13 protein-coding genes are annotated in these 17,532 nt (G+C 47.8%); 3 read left to right on the top strand and 10 right to left on the bottom strand.

Annotated features, from left to right (window positions below; all coding sequences use genetic code 11):
* Positions 1-232: 232 nt before the first annotated feature.
* Entirely contained in the window at positions 233-988 is a 756-nt protein-coding gene (locus QF049_RS31090) for an exodeoxyribonuclease III (protein ID WP_307542952.1), read from the bottom strand.
* 110 nt (positions 989-1,098) lie between these two features.
* Positions 1,099-1,656 (bottom strand): GNAT family N-acetyltransferase, encoded by a 558-nt coding sequence (locus QF049_RS31085; RefSeq protein ID WP_307542950.1) that lies wholly within the window; start codon positions 1,654-1,656, stop codon positions 1,099-1,101.
* Between the two features lie 131 nt (positions 1,657-1,787).
* On the opposite strand from QF049_RS31085, the gene solA reads away from it, so the two are divergent.
* Positions 1,788-2,921 (top strand): N-methyl-L-tryptophan oxidase, encoded by a 1,134-nt coding sequence (gene solA / locus QF049_RS31080; protein ID WP_307543498.1) that lies wholly within the window; start codon positions 1,788-1,790, stop codon positions 2,919-2,921.
* A gap of 135 nt (positions 2,922-3,056) precedes the next feature.
* Here solA and QF049_RS31075 read toward each other — a convergent pair whose 3' ends face one another.
* The 8 genes from QF049_RS31075 to QF049_RS31040 all read right to left on the bottom strand — a co-directional run bounded on the left by QF049_RS31075 (position 3,057) and on the right by QF049_RS31040 (position 16,051).
* Positions 3,057-4,901, bottom strand: coding sequence for an RICIN domain-containing protein (locus QF049_RS31075; protein ID WP_307542948.1), 1,845 nt, complete (start codon positions 4,899-4,901; stop codon positions 3,057-3,059).
* 196 nt (positions 4,902-5,097) lie between these two features.
* Positions 5,098-6,438 (bottom strand): glycoside hydrolase family 43 protein, encoded by a 1,341-nt coding sequence (locus tag QF049_RS31070; RefSeq protein ID WP_307542946.1) that lies wholly within the window; start codon positions 6,436-6,438, stop codon positions 5,098-5,100.
* Between the two features lie 421 nt (positions 6,439-6,859).
* Entirely contained in the window at positions 6,860-9,898 is a 3,039-nt protein-coding gene (locus QF049_RS31065; RefSeq protein ID WP_307542944.1) for a beta-galactosidase, read from the bottom strand.
* Positions 9,899-10,157: 259 nt separating this feature from the next.
* Positions 10,158-11,654 carry a glycoside hydrolase family 30 protein gene (locus tag QF049_RS31060; protein ID WP_307542942.1) on the bottom strand — a complete coding sequence of 499 codons (1,497 nt, stop codon included), beginning with the start codon at positions 11,652-11,654 and terminating at the stop codon, positions 10,158-10,160.
* A 90-nt stretch (positions 11,655-11,744) separates the two neighbouring features.
* Complete coding sequence (locus tag QF049_RS31055) at positions 11,745-12,590, bottom strand: carbohydrate ABC transporter permease (protein WP_017687022.1); 846 nt, start codon at positions 12,588-12,590, stop codon at positions 11,745-11,747.
* On the bottom strand, positions 12,583-13,470 hold the full coding sequence (locus QF049_RS31050) for a carbohydrate ABC transporter permease (RefSeq protein WP_307542940.1): 888 nt from the start codon (positions 13,468-13,470) through the stop codon (positions 12,583-12,585). The genes QF049_RS31055 and QF049_RS31050 overlap by 8 nt, the downstream gene beginning before the upstream one ends.
* Positions 13,471-13,570: 100 nt before the next feature.
* Entirely contained in the window at positions 13,571-14,842 is a 1,272-nt protein-coding gene (locus QF049_RS31045) for an ABC transporter substrate-binding protein (protein WP_307542938.1), read from the bottom strand.
* Between the two features lie 180 nt (positions 14,843-15,022).
* Entirely contained in the window at positions 15,023-16,051 is a 1,029-nt protein-coding gene (locus tag QF049_RS31040) for a LacI family DNA-binding transcriptional regulator (RefSeq protein WP_105599944.1), read from the bottom strand.
* A gap of 277 nt (positions 16,052-16,328) precedes the next feature.
* Between QF049_RS31040 and QF049_RS31035 the strand changes: the two genes are divergently transcribed.
* Complete coding sequence (locus QF049_RS31035) at positions 16,329-16,703, top strand: iron-sulfur cluster biosynthesis family protein (protein ID WP_223868931.1); 375 nt, start codon at positions 16,329-16,331, stop codon at positions 16,701-16,703.
* 372 nt (positions 16,704-17,075) lie between these two features.
* Positions 17,076-17,501, top strand: a complete 426-nt coding sequence (locus QF049_RS31030; protein ID WP_146117046.1) for a hypothetical protein — start codon at positions 17,076-17,078, stop codon at positions 17,499-17,501.
* Positions 17,502-17,532 lie beyond the last annotated feature (31 nt).

The following is a 17,532-nucleotide window of genomic DNA, read 5'->3' as shown; positions in this document are numbered from 1 at the left end:
CTTCTCTACCCCTTATCCCCAAGGTTCATCTATATATGTATGCTTCAATCGTACCCAAGAAATAGCGCGATTGAAACAATCCCGAGTCCAGTCCTTTCCCCAACCAAAGTCCAGTGTCCTTCCCCTACCTGTGACGCAAAAAAACTGCAAATCTCCCATTCAGGAAACTTGCAGTTCATCTATATTTGTATTCTAAAACTCTTACCTCAACCTATCTCACGATGATCCTTACCTATAGTTGCAACGTAAGACCTACCGGGCAATGATCACTGCCCATCACATGGCAGTCGATATGCGCATCTGCCACCTTAGGTGCCAATTGATTGGATACGAGAAAATAATCAATGCGCCAGCCCACGTTCCGTTCCCTAACCTTCGGCATATAAGACCACCAGCTGTATACATCCGTACGATCCGGATACATACGGCGGAAGCTGTCCACATAACCAGAAGCAAGCAAATCGGTCATCTTGCCACGCTCTTCAAGGGTAAATCCCGAGTTGCCCAAGTTGGGCTTCGGATTCTTCAGATCAATCTCCTGATGAGCCACATTCAGGTCTCCACAGACGATAACCGGCTTGGTCTGCTCCAATTGCAGAATGTACCCCCGGAATCGATCCTCCCATTCCAGACGGTAAGGCAGCCGGGTCAGATCCCGCTTCGCGTTAGGTGTATAGACGTTCACCAGATAAAAATGATCATACTCCAGTGTAATCATCCGACCTTCCGGCTCGCTGTCCTCCTCCATCCCGTAACGAACGGATAAAGGCTTGATTCGGCTAAATACAGCTGTACCGGAATATCCTTTTTTGATCGCATAATTCCAATATTGATAAACATCTTCCCCCAGGTCCATCTCAATCTGTCCTGCTTGTAATTTGGTCTCCTGAAGGCAGAAAATGTCCGCCTGACTCTCCTGATAATAATCCATGAATCCTTTGGTCACACATGCCCTTAAGCCATTCACATTCCAGGACACCAGCTTCATATCCTCATCTCCTCACATCTCTCCAATATAGCACGGGCTCATTCAGAGGGACAAGCCTTACGAATTTGGGATGAGATGGAGTCATTGGAATCCTTATGGGGCTAGCTTGCCTATATTTCGCTTCGTAACTTAGAGAACACCGCAAGGTCAATATATCTGCCTTTCTCAAACTCATGCTGCCGCAGTACACCTTCCTGTTGAAAACCAAGCTTGTGTAACAGGCGAATTGACGCCTCGTTCTCCGGTTCAACCTTCGCTTCGATCTTGTTGAGCTGCATGCTTGTGAATCCAAAATGTAACACAGCACGGGCCACTTCAGTCATCACACCGCGGCCCCAAAAAGAGGAACGCAAGTCGTATCCAATCTCTGCACGGTTATGTACATCTTCATAGTTCAGGAACCCACAGGTTCCGATCACTTTACGAGCTTCACGGTCTTCAATCATCCAGCGTAAACCCGTGTGTTCCTTGAAAATCTTCGTATACCAATTCATCTCACCCTGTGCATCCTCCACGGATTCAAAGGGAGTGAATGGCATATATTGAACCACAGATTCATCGGAATATAACGCGAGCAGATCATGGCTGTCTCCAGCCTCTGCTGACCGGAGGATGAATCGTTCTGTCTGAATTAACGGAAATAGATCAAACCTAAATTGTTCACTCATGCGAGGTCTCCTTTGCAACATTCATTGTAGAAGTCCATTTTACTACACTTGCCTTCATCAAGCTTTTACTATTAATATGTTCTATTAAGACATTACTGTAGAAAAGGATACATAGGAGAGGGCGTGCTATTATCACACAATCATATGACGTTATTATCGTTGGAGCCGGCTCCATGGGTATGAGTGCAGGATATTATCTATCTCGCAGTGGATGCAAAACTTTATTAATTGATGCCTTTGATCCTCCACATACGGAAGGAAGTCATCATGGGGATACCAGACTGATGCGCCATGTGTACAGTGGTGGGCCTGACTATATTGCCATGGCATTACTTGCACAGAAGTTATGGCACGAGCTGGAGGAAACGACCGGAGACCAACTGTTTGTTCCTTCCGGTGTAATAAATGTGGTTGATCCGGAGATTCATTCCTTCCACAACCGATTGAGCCATGCAGACGATGCAGGCATTCGTTATGAAACGTTGCACGCAGCCGAGGTGATGAAACGCTGGCCAGGTATTACAATACCTGAACATTACGAGGGCATGTATGAGCCTGATGCGGGTTATCTGTATAGTGAACCCTGTATTCGTGCCTTCCGCAAAGCAGCCGAGACTCACGGTGCCACCTTGTTAACGCACACGCTTGTGGAGCATATCGAATACGGACCACATTCCGTTGCAGTTCAGACTTCATGTGGTGAGACATACCACGCGAATCAAATCATCCTGAGCGCTGGCGCCTGGTTTCAGACATTGAAACCTTTCGTGGATCTCCCCATTCAGGCAGTGCGTAAAACGGTTGGATGGTTTGATGCACCAGAAGCCTTATACGGCGAGGCACACTTCCCCGGTTTTACACTGGCAGGAAAAGAAGGTACATATTATGGATTTCCAAGCATTGACGGATCAGGTCTGAAGATGGGTCGTCATGATACGGGTCAGGTGTGGACACCAGGAAGTACAATGGCTCCATTTGGTACGGAAAAAACGGACGAGGGGGATCTGCGCAGGCTGCTCGAACTTCATATGCCTCAGGCAGCAGGAGCATTAAAGCGTGGTAGTGTGTGCAAGTATGAATTCACTTCGGATGAAGATTTTATTATCGACCGACACCCTGCCCATGAACATGTGTGGCTGGCAGGCGGTTTCTCCGGTCATGGCTTCAAGTTCGCAAGTGCCATTGGGCAAATTCTGTCCGATTTGGTGCAAACAGGGCACACGGATCAGGATATTAGCAGGTTCGCCCTATCCCGTTTTCGTTAAGTACCAGTCGGATGGATGAATATAGAATATATGTATGTCTAAATAGCTACTTTCTTAGAGGGTGCGGTGTTGCTTAGAACACTGCACCTCCAAGAAAGAAAGACACGTAAGAGCGTTAATTCTTGCGTACTCACACTAATTAACTTTGACTAGGCTCCATTGCTGATTGGCTCCGCCATTGTCGGCCCACTGAATGGTTGAGGCACCCGCGGTCAGAGAACCTTGATTGATGTCAACCGTCAGGCCACTGTTTCGATTCGCAAGTACCACATATCCTCCCACATCAATGGGCAGCCATTGCTGATTGTTGCCCCCGTTATCCTGCCACTGAATCAGAGCGGCTCCGCCTTGTGTAGAACTCGAATTCACATCCAACAAAAGCCCACTGCCCACATTGCGGATGTTGTAATATCCGTTACCTGCCGACTCCAGCTTCCATTGCTGGTTAGCTGCTCCATTATCATTCCACTGAATGATTGTTGCCCCACCCGTAGAAGAAGCACCGTTAACATCGAGTGCAAGTCCACTGTTGCGGTTGATTAATTTGTAGATGGCCCCGGCTTCATATCCTGTGCTACCATTGTAAGTTGCACCGGAAATGACGTAGGTTGTGACCGAATTGGCCTTGGCCGTAGCGGTAAAGGTTTTGTTTTGCACCGAAATATTGGTCAGTTGCTGCAACTTCTCTGTTGAAGAGGTCCGATATACTTGAGCAGACGTGCCTGTGTCAGTAAAACGACTTAGATCATAGGTTACCGTTGTATCTGTCGAATCCGAATTGGTTGTGACCAGCACAACTTTGCCGGAAGCTGCATCATAGGCTGCAAGGGTATTGGCATCACTCATGCCGATAATCTTGTATCCAGGACGAATAAATTTGCTGTAATTGCCCATGACATAATATTTTTGGTTCACGGTGTAGCTGGTCGTTTGTGTATTGTTCAACACGTTCTTGAAGAATCCCCATCCTTCTGCACTATCCACGGCTTGCCAATACACCCAACCACTTGCACCCATATTGCGAATATCCTTGAGGATGGTCCGTGACATCGTAAGTCCGCTTGCATCCCCGTCTCCGTATTCCGAGGTCCACAGATGTTTGCCCGCAGACGTCGCTGTGTTGCGCAAAGCAGTACGATTGTTTCCGCCATACGTATGGGTGTTGATCTGAGTGAGCGCTGATTTCACCGCATTGCTGTAGCTGTTGAATGACACATTGGTATCATCGATACTATATTCTTCCGGTGCGCTCAGCTTCGTGGAGAGGCCTTTCGCATTCAGCGAAGCTTGTACCTGACTCAGAATCGTGTTCTGATCCGCCCGGTCAAAGTGCATGCCCTCCTGGTCATTGCCCTGCTTCCACCACGTCGAGATCGGTTCATTCAGCGGAGTTACACTATCAAATGTGATCCCCCAGTTATCCTGAAAATGCTTCACAACCTCGGTTAAATAATCGGCAAAATCATCGTAGTAATCGGGCTTGAGGTTGTTACCGCCATTGGCTGAACCGGACACATTGCCACTAATCGTCATCCAGTAAGGTGCGGAATTCGCAAAAGCTTCGATGACATTCACGCCTTGCGCTTTGGCAGCTTGCAGCATATATCGTTGGTTTGCATCTGCATTCCAGTCATACACGCCCGGAGAAGGCTGGTAACCAGGAACGGCTTTGCGATATTCAAGGACATTAGATGATGGATTATCCCCGCCTCCAATGTTGTACCGCAGGATATTCAGCCCCAGTCCGGTATTTGCGTTGAACATTTTCTCCACATACTCATCCCGATTGGAGTATTCTCCAACCACCTTGCCCCACCACGCGAGGGATGTTCCCCATCCTTCTATGGTCTGATATTGCTTCGATGGATCGGCAACAGCCGTGTAGGCTCCCGCAGCAGATATCTCTGTGCCCAGACCTAAACTGCTTGTTAGCAGACTTCCTGCCAGCAGCAGCGAGCTCATTCGTTTTAACCACTTCATCCGCTTCACTCCTTATTATTTACACTTGCACTCCGATGTCAGAACAACTTTCCGATCGCTGTTATCCCCAGATTTTTAATTATTCTTTAAAAGGGGAAAATCCGGGGATAAACGCGCACGCTTCGCTTCTTCAAGTTATTTCTGACCTCTCCGTTATCGTGTAAATGTATAGTTTAACTTAGAAAACGAACACCTCTTACTGTGCAACCTCTCGGAAAGTCGCGTCTGACTTATCAAGTGCGGTAACGACAGCTTCCAATTTCAGCACATTATTATAATGTCTCAGGTACAGGTTCGGATTACTAAACGAGGTATACGATGTCCAACTAGCGTTAGCAAGTCCATTTACACGTTTGAACGTGGCGTCATTTCGGAACGTAGCGCTGCCGTCATTTTTCACGAGTGTGATGTTGCCATTATTATTGCGCAGGAAATAACCCGGATAATTCATGGACTCGAATGAAATGCCTGATGCATTCGACAGCCCGGGAACGATACGGAATTGTGCATCCTCCGCCGGACTGACATTGGCATCAATTCGCGCCTGATAGTTGTAATGACGAATGAAGCTGCCCGGCACGTTGAATGACTCCAACTTGCGGATATCACCCGGCTGTCCAGACTCTTTCAATACGGTCATATGCCGGACCAGTCCGGTAAGACCCGCAATTTCTTGTTTGGCACCCCAAGTCTGGAAGTTGTCAGCAGAATCGCTGTAATAATATTTTTGTGTCGCATAGCCGTCAAAGTAGATTCGCCATGAACCATTATCCAGCTGAACGAGCGCCGGGCCTTCCACCCAAGATCCCCAACCTGCCCAATCTCCTGTACCTTTAAAGGTATAAGGACCCGCTAGCGAGGTGGCTGTCGCATATTCAATGTATTTGGTGGTCTCGTTTTTGGTAAAAGCATGATAGGTTGAGCCTGTCTTCACGATAAAAGTGTCGATATAATTGGGAGCAATGCCTGCCAGTTCAGTAGGTGCAGACCATGAGGTAGACGCTAGATTGCTGCCTGAGGCTGTGAGGACATAAGGTTTGAAATTCTCATAGTTGCCTGGGGAGAGGGACACGATAATATTCAGACTGCCGTTGCTGTCTTTGAACCATTCCGGTGCCCAGGTGTGTGCGATTGTGGTAGGTGTGGATAATGTAATGTTACGGACAAATGTCCAGTTAGCCTTATCCGGGCTGGAGGCGATGCCTATGGTATTCCCTGACCAGTTCGTGGTGTAGACGACGTAATATAGACCATCGCTGTGCTTCATGATGCTGGGATCGCGGATCAGATCGGCCGGAGGTGTATAGGCTGGCCCTTTCAGCAAACCATAATGAATCGCATTATACGATTCGTAGATATACATATTGGACTCACTTGTGTTCGTAAAGGCTGATATCGTATATACACTTGTCGCCGCTCTCGCTGTATTGGGAAATAACATTGTTAATAGAAGTAATGTTCCCAACAGCAGGATCATTCCGGCCTTGAAACCTTTGGACTTTCCTATTCCTATTCCCTCTTCCTTCTTCGTCAACATTGGGTCATCTCCTTATCCATGAGTGATGAACAGAGGATTACCTTACTGTATTACCAAAGACAAAGCGTACCTGGGACTGCCACTGATGAGCAACACCTCACGACTACCTGTTCAAATTCCAATTACATGAAGCATCACTCCCTTCACAGATCATGGATGAACACTTTTTATGTATGTAAACGGTTACAAATAACTGAGCTTCAAGTGTTACCTCAGCTCACTATACCGACCTGATCACCACAATTTCCCCATTCCCTTAGCCTAATTCACTCACAAGACTGAATCCGAAAGATTCACAAGCTCGGGTTATTTTGACTAAGAAAATGAGGTAGTGTGACTGTGGTAAAAGGTGAAATGTTGCGTTGTATGCTGCTATTTTCAAGCCCATTCCATTTCTAGTTGATTTATCTCTGCCATGCTTCTACTCCACCGCAACCCACGGATAACGGGATAATGCGTCCAACAGGAATCGTACCCGTTCTGGTGTTCTGCCTTCTTCATCGAACAAAAGTAATTCATTCTCTTCCTGTAGCCATGCTACTGGAATCTTGTAATCCTCTTGCGGACCAATCTGCCAGTAACGGCCCAGATGATGTCCGTTCAGGTGAATGGTTCCTTTGCTCATCCCGGTCAGGCGAAGCATCAGATTCACTTTATGAAGCCCCGAAAACGCAGGCTTCGCAAAACGCCAGCGGTACCAGACCGGCTGACCGTACGAGCCTTGTGCTTGAAGAGCTTTAGATGTGGGTTGAGACTTCTCGCTCACCGCAGCACGTGAGCCTCCACCGTCTGTGGTATCGGTCACCGGGTTGGCATTCCAATTGCCACTTTTGGCGACACCAGGCTGTTCCGTACGCACGATTGACCCCTGTACGCTACGTTGAGCCAGTTCTTGCCCTGTCTCGGTGCTCTCCCAATGTTCCGGGAGTAAGGCGTCCGTTCCTGCCATACGCCAATCCTTCAGTTCTCCCTGACTCGGATATGTGATCAGTTCCAGTCGATTTAGCGAAGAGCGGCTATACGGCATTTCCAGTGTATTCGTTTCTCCTGGCTTGATATAAAGGGAAATGTCTAGCGTCTGAAAGGCAAACCAGTCCTGATATCCTTCCATCGGAACTTCGATACCATTGATACGAAGACCTTTACTCAAGGCACCCACCAGCATCGCCCGATCCATACGATCCAGCATAAAGCTTCTGCTCAGAAGTGGCGATCCTTGGAGAGAGTTCACCTCATCGAGATGCACAAGTCCACTTTCCGTATGCCAATCCCGACGAATATCCTGAACCTTGCCATCCAGATACACAGCACCAGCCAGACCTTTGCTCTCACCCAAATACGGAGAGAAGTTCAATCTGCCCATATGCTGCACCAGAATCTGAAGTGTGTTCTTCCCTTGGGCTACTTGTAACTGAACTCCTGCGGCACCTACCTGACGAACCAGTACCTGTTGTACTCCATTGACAATAATTCTGGCGGTATCCTGAATATCTGGCAAAATGAGACTGGTGATTCCTTCGGTTGCACTCTCGAAATCGCATTCGTACAATAGATAACCAAAATCTTGTCCATACCGGGAAAAGTCTTCCGGTTGTCCACTCGCCGAGCGTTGCTTCGCAGTTAACGTAATACGAGACAGCTCAGGAGAAGCAGATAACGTCGGCGCACTAGGTGATGTCCATGGGCGCTGCTGCTGTATACCTGCAATAGACTCCTCACCGTCAAAGAACTCGTGACCTGTTAACGTCCGTTCTCCATCTGTCCAGTCACCAAGCAGCATAATCGTGCGATCCGGATCAGTAATCATGCCCTTGACCTGACCAGATGGCAACACGTCCACGTCATCGAACCCGATCACATAACGTAGTCCCTTCTGATCTGTTGCTTCCAATCGCCATGTTCGATTCATCGTCTCTTGATCCAGAATGACGAAACGGATCGGTGTGCCGTTTGCTTCCAGTTGGATCATTCCCGGCTCCTGGAAATGGAACAGGTCGAAGCGGTGTACGTTCCTAGCCGAATCGTGTTCAACGAGCACTTGTACCGTGCTGCCCGTGACGTTCAATGCGTCAGCTTCCAGTTCAATAACAGAACGCTGCCCGGCAGCAGCTACGATGAACAGGGTCAATTCTCCATTTATCATTTCATTGCCCGTAATCATCGTTCCTGCAGTCAGGTATACGTGTTCAGCAATCTGTACTCGATCAAGCAACGGAACAATCTGTCCTGGATTCAGCGATACGGGAAGAGTCCGGCCTTCCTCCAGCGTAATGTGCATGGTCTCCCGTTCATCCTTGTGACTCTCCAGGAACCAAATCTTCTGGTTGTTAGCCTGTCTGCCTCGTACAGATATGCCTTCAGGATGACGTACAACGATCTGTTCTGATGGAATTTCCTCTGTTTCCATCAGAAGGGCCCCGAAGGCATGTACGAAATAAGACAAATTCTTGGTTACTGCATATTTTGGTGTCACCCGTCCATATTCGTTCAGGGGTGCATCATAGTCATAGGACGTAATCATGAAGATATCACTGCTACCCATCGTTCTGCCGCCATATCCACCGAAGTTCGTGCCACCATAGAACATGTAGTGACTGATTCCGGTATACCCGGCACGCAGAATCTCCATGATGCGTCTCTCCAGTAAAGGCGCTGTCTTCTGAATGGCCGAAGGCCCTCCCCAGTTCTCGAACCATCCGGTCCAGAATTCAGTGACCATCTTCGGGGTGTCCGGCTGTTTGACTCGAAGTTTCTCATAATGCCCGTCAGCACCCGACCAGAAATTAGCCCCTTCAATCGTGCCTTCCGCCCCGCCAACGCAAGTGATCAGCGTAGCGTCAATGCCACGTTGCAACAATCCATCTCTCAGCGTATTCATATGGTCACTTGCAGCAGCATCATCCATCAGATACCCGTATTCATTCTCCACCTGAACCAGAATGACCGTTCCCCCGGCGGACAGCTGGCGTTTCCAAATGATCGGCACAATCCGGTCAAAGTACTGGTTCACATAGTGCAGATACGTCTCATTGTTTTCCCGGAATTTCACGCCGTCCTTCGTACCAAGCCAGTATGGAAACCCGCCAAAATCCCATTCTGCACAGATAAACGGACCCGGACGTGCGATGACCCACATGCCCAGTTCTGCGCACAGATCCAGAAACGCACCGCAATCGTTGTCCCCTTCAAAGGACCACTGTCCTTCTTCCGGTTCATGCACATTCCACGCAAAGTAGGTGTCAATGCAGTTCATTCCTGCCAACTTCGCCTTCAGCAGAACCTCACGCCATTCCTCCTTCGGCATGCGGAAATAATGGATCGTGGCACTGTTCAGAAATACACGCTCTCCGTTTAGAAAAAAACTGCGTGCATCGTATGTTAATTCAGATTGAACACCGTTCTCAGCACTGGCGATGTTCTTCTCCTGTTCCTGCAGCAAAAGGGATGCTTTCTCTGTCAAAGTTATCCCCTCCTTCTCTTTATTTATATAAGTTGAACTAAAAATTATTTACACTGCACACTTCGATGACAGAACAACCTTCCAATCGCTGTTATCCCCGGATTTTCCCTTTTCTTAAAGGGAAAATCCGGGGATAACGTATGCTTCCGATGTAGCTTTCTTGCAGAAAGCTTGTAGGCGAGCGCTTCGCTTTTTCAGGTTTTTTCTGTCCTCTCCATTTTCTGTGTAAATCTGTAGTTGAACTTATCTTCCTTAATTATCAGTTCCCCTGCACCGTCACGCCTTCCAGTACAACCGTTGTAATGGAATTGTCCGCCGTAGGCACTTCAAGTCCGTTGACATACACCGGAATGTCTTCAAGCTGTTCCATATTACGATCCGGTGAAGTCTGATAGACCTGCGCGGTGGAAGATTTTCCATACGTATACCCTTCCAGTTCAAACGCCGTTGTTCCAGCCGACAATTCATTACGAATCACCAGCACCAGTCGTTGACGTTCTGCGTCATAGGTAGCCAACGTGCGACCATCATCGGTTGGAATAATTGTCGCGCCGGGACGAATAAACTTCGTGAACTGAGCCATGCCGTAATACTGTTTGGTCATCTCATACTGCTCTTCTCCGTTAAAATTGGCGTGAATGAAGCCCCAGTTATTATTGGCGCCTTCATCTTCAACGGCCTGCCAGTATACCCACGCGGATGGCTGCATGATTTTCAGATCGAACATGATGCGCTCTGCGAGTTCCTGCACCGAGGTCATATCCTCATGACTGTGCGGCTCGCTGCCGCCGGTTCCGTACTCGGACATCCACAGCTTCTTGCCATGGCGCTCTGCCAGCGTGCGCAGCTCTTCCATTTTGCTACCATTATAGGAGTGGGTATTGATCTGCTGGATTACGTCCAGCGTGTCCTGATCATAGAGGTTGAAATTAAACACCGTCTCATCAATGCTGTTATCGTCCGCGGCACTAATGACGGTTCCATCCAGTCCTTTGCTCTTCAACGATGCAGCAACTTTCTTGATAATCTCGGCCTGTTTCTCATTCGTAAAATGACTACCTTCCTGCATATTGCCCTTCTTCCACCAGTCGGAGGAAGGTTCATTGAGCGGATTCAGTGTGCGGAAGGTGATCCCCCATTCGTCCCGATAATGCTTCACAACTTCGGTCAGATAATCGGCAAATGCATCATACTGGTCGTCACGCAGATTATTGCTGCCATCCACAGCCCCGGTAACGGATCCACTGATCGTCATCCAGTAAGGTGGTGAATTGGAGAATGCTTCGGCAATGTTCACGCCACGCTCTATCGAGCCTTGTAATACAGCCCGCTGACCTGCATCAGCATCCCAGTCCCACTCTCCAGGCTCAGGTTGGAAGCCAGCTACATCACCGCCAGGGCGAAGAGCTTTCATCTCCGGATTTTCCTCACCGCCGATATTGTAACGAACGATGTTCAGACCTAACCCTTTCTCCGGGTCAAAGACCAGATCCATCACTTCACTAACCTTTTCCTGATCCTTCCAACCGCCAAGATCGTTGGCCCACCAGGCAAGTGACGTGCCCCAGCCTTCAAAATGATCATAGGACTGGTCCAGCTTCAGACGTACCGGCTCCCCTTGGAACTCAAGTGTTTTGGATGATTCATTGGCATAATGATTGATAACAATTCCTCCTCCTGCCAGCAGGACAATCAGGGCTATACCCATGAGGATATAGTTCCGTTTGCTCCTGCTGCGTTGTTCTTTATGCGCCATGGGCTATACAATCCCTTCTCCATGTACGTTGATTATTCCGTTGACCCTGAACATCAGGTTCAGTACATACAACTACTACAGACACCTCGGTTACTTGATTCCGCTGCTTCCACCGCTAATGTTGGCTTCATAGACATAACGCTGTCCGAACAGATATACCAGCACCATCGGAATGGTGAGGAACAGGGAAGCAATCATAACAAGGTTCCATGGCGGCATTTGCCCGCCACCTACCGTAGTCAACAGCTGCACCCCAAGTGCCAGCGGCATTTTCTCCGGATCATTGATATAGATGAGCGGCCCCATGAAGTTCCCCCAGTTATAGGAGAATGAGAAGATCGCAATGGCCGCGAGTATCGGATAAGTCAGTGGCATGATGATTTTCCAGTAGATTCCCGGGTGCCCCATACCATCGATCATGGCGGCTTCATCCAGTGATTTTGGAATACTCATGACGAACTGCCGAATCAGGAATACGTTGAACGCCCCGGCGAAGAAACTCGGTACAATCAGCGGGTAAAATGTATTAATCCAGTCCAGGTGACGGAAGATGATGAACTGCGGTACCATCGTCACCTCACCCGGAATCATCATCGTACTGAGCAACACGATAAACAGGAAACGGCTGCCTTTTGCCTTGATTCGGGCAAAGCCGTAGGATACGATCGAAGCTGATAATACCGATCCGACAATCGTAAAGACGGTAATGATGACCGAGTTTTTGAGATACGTGCCAAGATTGTTATTCGTGAAGATGGTATAAAAGTTCGACCATTGGAACTCCATTGGAACGAAGGTAAAGGCTGATTTGACGGTTGTTGCGTCACTTGCCAGTGCAATGGATATCATGTACAGGAAAGGTGAAGCAAGCAGCACCCCGACCAGAATCAGAAAAATATAGGATATCGTCTTCTCCACAGTCGATGGATTACTCATTGGCTTTTCCCTCCTCGTAGTGCACCCATAGCGCCGATGAACGGAATACAACCAGTGTCAACGCCATGATGATGATGAATAGTACCCAGGCAATCGCCGATGCATATCCCATTTTGTAGAACTGGAACGCATTCTGGAACAAGTAGGGAACGACCATCTGACTTGAATTATCAGGTCCCCCGGCAGTGACGATGAAGACCTGCGCGAAGGTCTGGAGCGCCCCGATCATCCCGGTCACGAGATTGAAGAAAATGACGGGAGTCAGCATTGGGAATGTAATATGGAAGAACGATTGTGTACTTTTCGCACCATCGATGGCAGCGGCCTCGTACAGTTCCTGCGGAATGCCTTTCATCCCTGCAAGCAGCAATACCACGCCGCCACCTACACCCCATAAGGACATGAGAATCAATGCAGGCTTAACCCAGTTGGGATCAAGAAGCCAGGCAGGACCCTCAATACCAAAGATCGCGAGTGCCTGGTTGATCAATCCTTCCGTCGGTGCAAGCAAGTGAATGAAGAGTAATGAACTTGCAACCACCGGAACAACGGAAGGCAGGTAGAACAGAATCCGGAAGAAGGTAATCCCTTTGATCTTCTTGTTCAGGTAATATGCAATCCAGAGCGAGATCGACATGCCCAGCGGAATGGATATCAGCGCATAGAAGAATGTATTGCCGACGGATTTCCAGAAGATCGGATCATCGGTCAGTAACGTTTTGTAATTGTCGATACCGATGAACTCAGGGGACTGGAACAGATCCCAATTCGTGAAGCTCATATAGATGGAAAACAGGATCGGACCCAGAGTCAGCCCCAGAAACCCGATCAGCCAAGGCGAGATGAAGATGTAGAACCATTTCCCGTCCTTTTTTCTCACGTTAAGCCCTCCCATGACGCAGAGAGCAGATGGAACCCGCATTCACGCCGATTCCACCTGTCCTGCTGTCGCTGCTATTTGTGCCTGTTCAGAAAACCCTTTATTTGTAGAGTCTTTCCAGCCCACTCTGAATTTCGGTTACGGTATCATCAAGCGATGCTTTGTTGTTGAAGTACACACCCAGCTTATCGTTAATGAGCTTCATCATTTCGTTCCATTGCGGGTTGAATGGTTCGGCATAGATCGTCGATTCACTGAACGCAGCCATGTTAATTTTTTTGCCACCATATTCAGCATTGAGGAATTCATCACTGGACAGACCCGCTTTGGTTGCAGGAGCATCCTGACCGGCTTTGACCATTGGCATCTGTGCTTCTGGTGTCGTCATTGCTTCAATCACTTTGAATGCCTCTTCCTTGTGTTTGGATGCGTTGGTAATCGTTAACCCGTTGAAGAATGCGTTTGTTTCGCCCCATACCGGAGAAATATCCCAGTTGATGCCTTCGACCTTAGCAAGCGAACCAATGTTCCAGAAACCGGTTGTTTCCATGGCGATCTTGCCTTGTGCAAACAGCGGATCGGCTCCGATATTCCCCATGTCGGCAATCTCAGTTGGCGTTGGTCCCGCACCGTGGGTGAAGGTCAGATCATTCATGAATTGCAATGCTTTCCGCACAGGCTCTGTATTGAAGGTTGGTTTGCCACTCTCATCAAACAGTGAGCCACCGTTCTGGTAGATGAGCTGCATCCACTGCGGCCACCAGCTACCCGGGTAGTAACCCCATTGAACCGTTTTGCCGTTCTCCTTCACCGTCAGCTTCTGAGCAGCCGCCATCAGATCGTCCTGCGTCCAATCTTTGGTTGGGTATTCCACCCCGGCTTTATCAAACAGATCTTTGTTATAAAAGAGGACCATTGCGCCTGCCCGATCCGGCAAACCAAATTGCTTGCCATCATACTTCATCAGGTTTGCAATATCATCGGAATAACGCTCAGACATGTTCACATTGTTCGCCTTAATCATGTCATCCAGCGGTATAATCTGATTCTTGGAGGCGTAGGCCTGATAGTTCTCGGCAATCATCATGATGTCCGGTGCCGTTCCCCCAGCGATCATGGTCTGTACCTTCTGGTCATAATCCCCTGCAACCACGTTCAGCTTCACGTTAATATCGGGATACGTCTGTTTCACAATGTCGAGTCGCTCCTGATAAATTTTCTTCTCATCCTCCGAGCCCCAGATCGTCATGCTCAAATCAACCTTGCCACCGGACTCGCCGGAAGAACCGTTTTTACTCCCGCTGCTACAGGCTGTCAGACCCATTACCATGACCAGCATCAATAACGAAATGACCTTTAGACTTCTTCTCATACGTTACGCCCCCTTGATATAATGAATGGATGACTACACTGAAACCCGTTTCATGAAATGGGTTTCATTAAGCTGAAACATAAAACCCGTTCCACTTTATGAAAGGGGTTTCATTCACGCACTCATTATATTTCACCCTTCGAGGAAATGTCAACGCTTTCTTTTCCAATTACAGGCCCTTTATCTTGCAGCAGGTCCTGTACTTTGACGCACAATCAGCTCCGGTTGCAGAATGATCTGCTTCTTCGGTTTGCCTTGGTTAATCAACTCATGCAGTACATCCACAGCCTGTTTGCCAAGCTGATACGTGTTCTGGGATACGGTTGTCAGTTCCGGTATAACGGCACTGGCGAGCGGTGTATCATCATAACCCACAATGGATATATCCTGTGGAATCGAGAGCCCATGCTCAATCGTCGACTTGATGGCACCAATCGCTGTATTGTCATTGACGCAGATGACTGCGGTTGGCGGATTGTCACGATCCAGCAATTTGGACATCTCCCGTTTGCCGTCGTCGATGGAGAAGCTGCCGAGCAGTTGCCGTTCTTTTGGTATTTCGAGTCCATGCTCCCGAAGTTTCTTCTGCACAGCTCTGACCTTGACCATGGTGGTGGACAACTCTTTCAGGCCGCCAACAAAGGCGATATCGCGATGCCCCAGTTCAAGCAAATGCTCAGCTGCAAGGGCTGCCCCTGCACCTTCATCCGTGTACACCCGGTGGAACCCGCCTTTGGCAATATTGCCATTGACCAGCACGATTGGCATACGTTTGCCCATATCAATCAATTCCTGAGCCATGTCATCCGGACAGACCTGCATGTTGATTCGCCCGCCGAGAAAAATAATCCCGTCTACCCGCTTCTCTCGCAGGATGGACAAATATTCAGATTCCCTGTTGTAGTCGCCTGCGGTATTACACAGAAAGAAGGTATACCCCAATCCGCGAGCCTCATTCTCCGCACCCCAGAACACTTCCGGGAAGAAGGGATTGGTAATGTCCGGCAGAATGATGGCAATGGTACCCGTCTCTTTCTTGATCAGACTGCGCGCCTGCGCATTGGGCTGAAACTGGTGTTTTTCGATGATGGACATAATCTTCTCTCGGGTGCTTGCACGCACAGGTGCCGTATCATTCAGTACCCGGGAGACCGTCGCTACAGATACATTTGCTTCCTTGGCGATGTCGTATATGGTGATCGGTGTCATAGCGGAACCTTCCTTTTTCTCTAATTTTCCCTATTTTCCCTGCTTATCATACCAGATAAGGAATGCCGATGAAATGGGTTTCATTGACGGGCGAATGATTTCACACTGAACCCATAGAAGTTCCCGGTATGACAATCATACGTGAATTATTCGTTGCATTGCGCATTAGCGTCAATATTTTTACAGGACATGTTTGCTTTTCTTTATTTCACCTTCTAATCTGCGTTTATGGTCCATATATTAAATTGTAAGCGAATTCATTGGAGATTAGAGGAGTGTGAACAACGTCATGATCATTCAAGTCAGTCCGCTGGCAGAAGCAAGACTTACTGAAAAGCTGGGAGATCGACCAGGCTATTTCAAATTGTTTTATGATACCGATGGATGCGGTTGTGACGGAATTGCGGTACTTCTGATCTTAAACGAACCGGATAGCGATGATGTTACCGTAGAAGCGGGGTCGCTTCCCTTTGTAATCAACAAACAGCAGCAGATTTACTTCGAACCCTGTCTGCGTCTGCAATCCGAGCACAGTTTCCCTTCATTCCGACTGAGTAGTGATTCCATGATCTATGGCAGTAATGTCAAAGTCCATGATTTACGAGATACCGCAGACGTAGCCCCTCAGCCCACTGGATGGTTTGTACGATAAACGTTGAATCAGCATTATAATTAAACCTCCCAATCCCTGATGCTCCGTGGGACGGGAGGTTTTTTATCCAATTTTAATGAGTTCATTAGGCATTATTTTCGTAAAGATTTCATATTCGTGCAGTGCCTCTGTACCTCTGCCAATCTATTTCCAACCATTTTTCAGGACAAAAGAGGTGGAAATTTGATTAATTAATATGGACTTTAGTTTAATACAAATAATTACAAGCAAACCGTATACTTAGATAACCACATATGAATTTGGGAGATACACAAAATGGAATACCTAATTAAAGATATAAGTCTAGTTATACCAAAAACACGGTTAGACAATGTATCCGTTTAGAAGTGTCGAGGAGGAAAATTGAAACTTATGAAGTTACCCACAATCCTGAACGTAGTCCGCATCTTGTTGAGTATTAAGGTTATATACCTTATTGTTTCTTTCAGTGTATTTCTCTATATTTTCAGTCAAAATCCTGAAGCCTTTGCCGGTTATCAAGTGAACGGCAATGATTTGATTAATTTCTCTAATGAAATTACTGGGAGAATCATATTTTTGATCATTCCTAGTTTGCTTGCTATCATTTGCATCACCAAACGACAATTCAGATCGACTGTTACGTTCCTGAGTATCGCTTTATTTATCGGACTACTGAATGAAGGACTATTAACTGGACTTATTCAACTATTCGCCTTGTTAGTTGTGCTCTTACATCGACCAAGTAAGATATTCTTAAAGCGCCAGGATTCAAATGACACAGAGACACAATATATCGCCAAGAAGAGCCTGACTTAAACGTCTGGCTCTCTTTTGCTTTGGTTTATTC

The organism is Paenibacillus sp. W4I10 (assembly GCF_030816325.1).
GTDB lineage: Bacteria > Bacillota > Bacilli > Paenibacillales > Paenibacillaceae > Paenibacillus > Paenibacillus amylolyticus_B.
The sequence above is the reverse complement of the archived record's forward strand: the minus strand, read 5'-3'. Positions and strand labels throughout refer to the sequence as shown.

Bases quoted from the DNA above. Each gene is read 5' to 3' on its own strand.
- QF049_RS31085 (WP_307542950.1), bottom strand. From the start codon at position 1,656: ATGAGTGAACAATTTAGGTTTGATCTATTTCCGTTAATTCAGACAGAA.
- QF049_RS31055 (WP_017687022.1), bottom strand. From the start codon at position 12,590: ATGAGTAATCCATCGACTGTGGAGAAGACGATATCCTATATTTTTCTG.
- QF049_RS31090 (WP_307542952.1), bottom strand. From the start codon at position 988: ATGAAGCTGGTGTCCTGGAATGTGAATGGCTTAAGGGCATGTGTGACC.
- QF049_RS31040 (WP_105599944.1), bottom strand. From the start codon at position 16,051: ATGACACCGATCACCATATACGACATCGCCAAGGAAGCAAATGTATCT.
- QF049_RS31030 (WP_146117046.1), top strand. From the start codon at position 17,076: ATGAAGTTACCCACAATCCTGAACGTAGTCCGCATCTTGTTGAGTATT.
- QF049_RS31075 (WP_307542948.1), bottom strand. From the start codon at position 4,901: ATGAAGTGGTTAAAACGAATGAGCTCGCTGCTGCTGGCAGGAAGTCTG.
- QF049_RS31070 (WP_307542946.1), bottom strand. From the start codon at position 6,438: ATGTTGACGAAGAAGGAAGAGGGAATAGGAATAGGAAAGTCCAAAGGT.
- QF049_RS31045 (WP_307542938.1), bottom strand. From the start codon at position 14,842: ATGAGAAGAAGTCTAAAGGTCATTTCGTTATTGATGCTGGTCATGGTA.
- QF049_RS31060 (WP_307542942.1), bottom strand. From the start codon at position 11,654: ATGGCGCATAAAGAACAACGCAGCAGGAGCAAACGGAACTATATCCTC.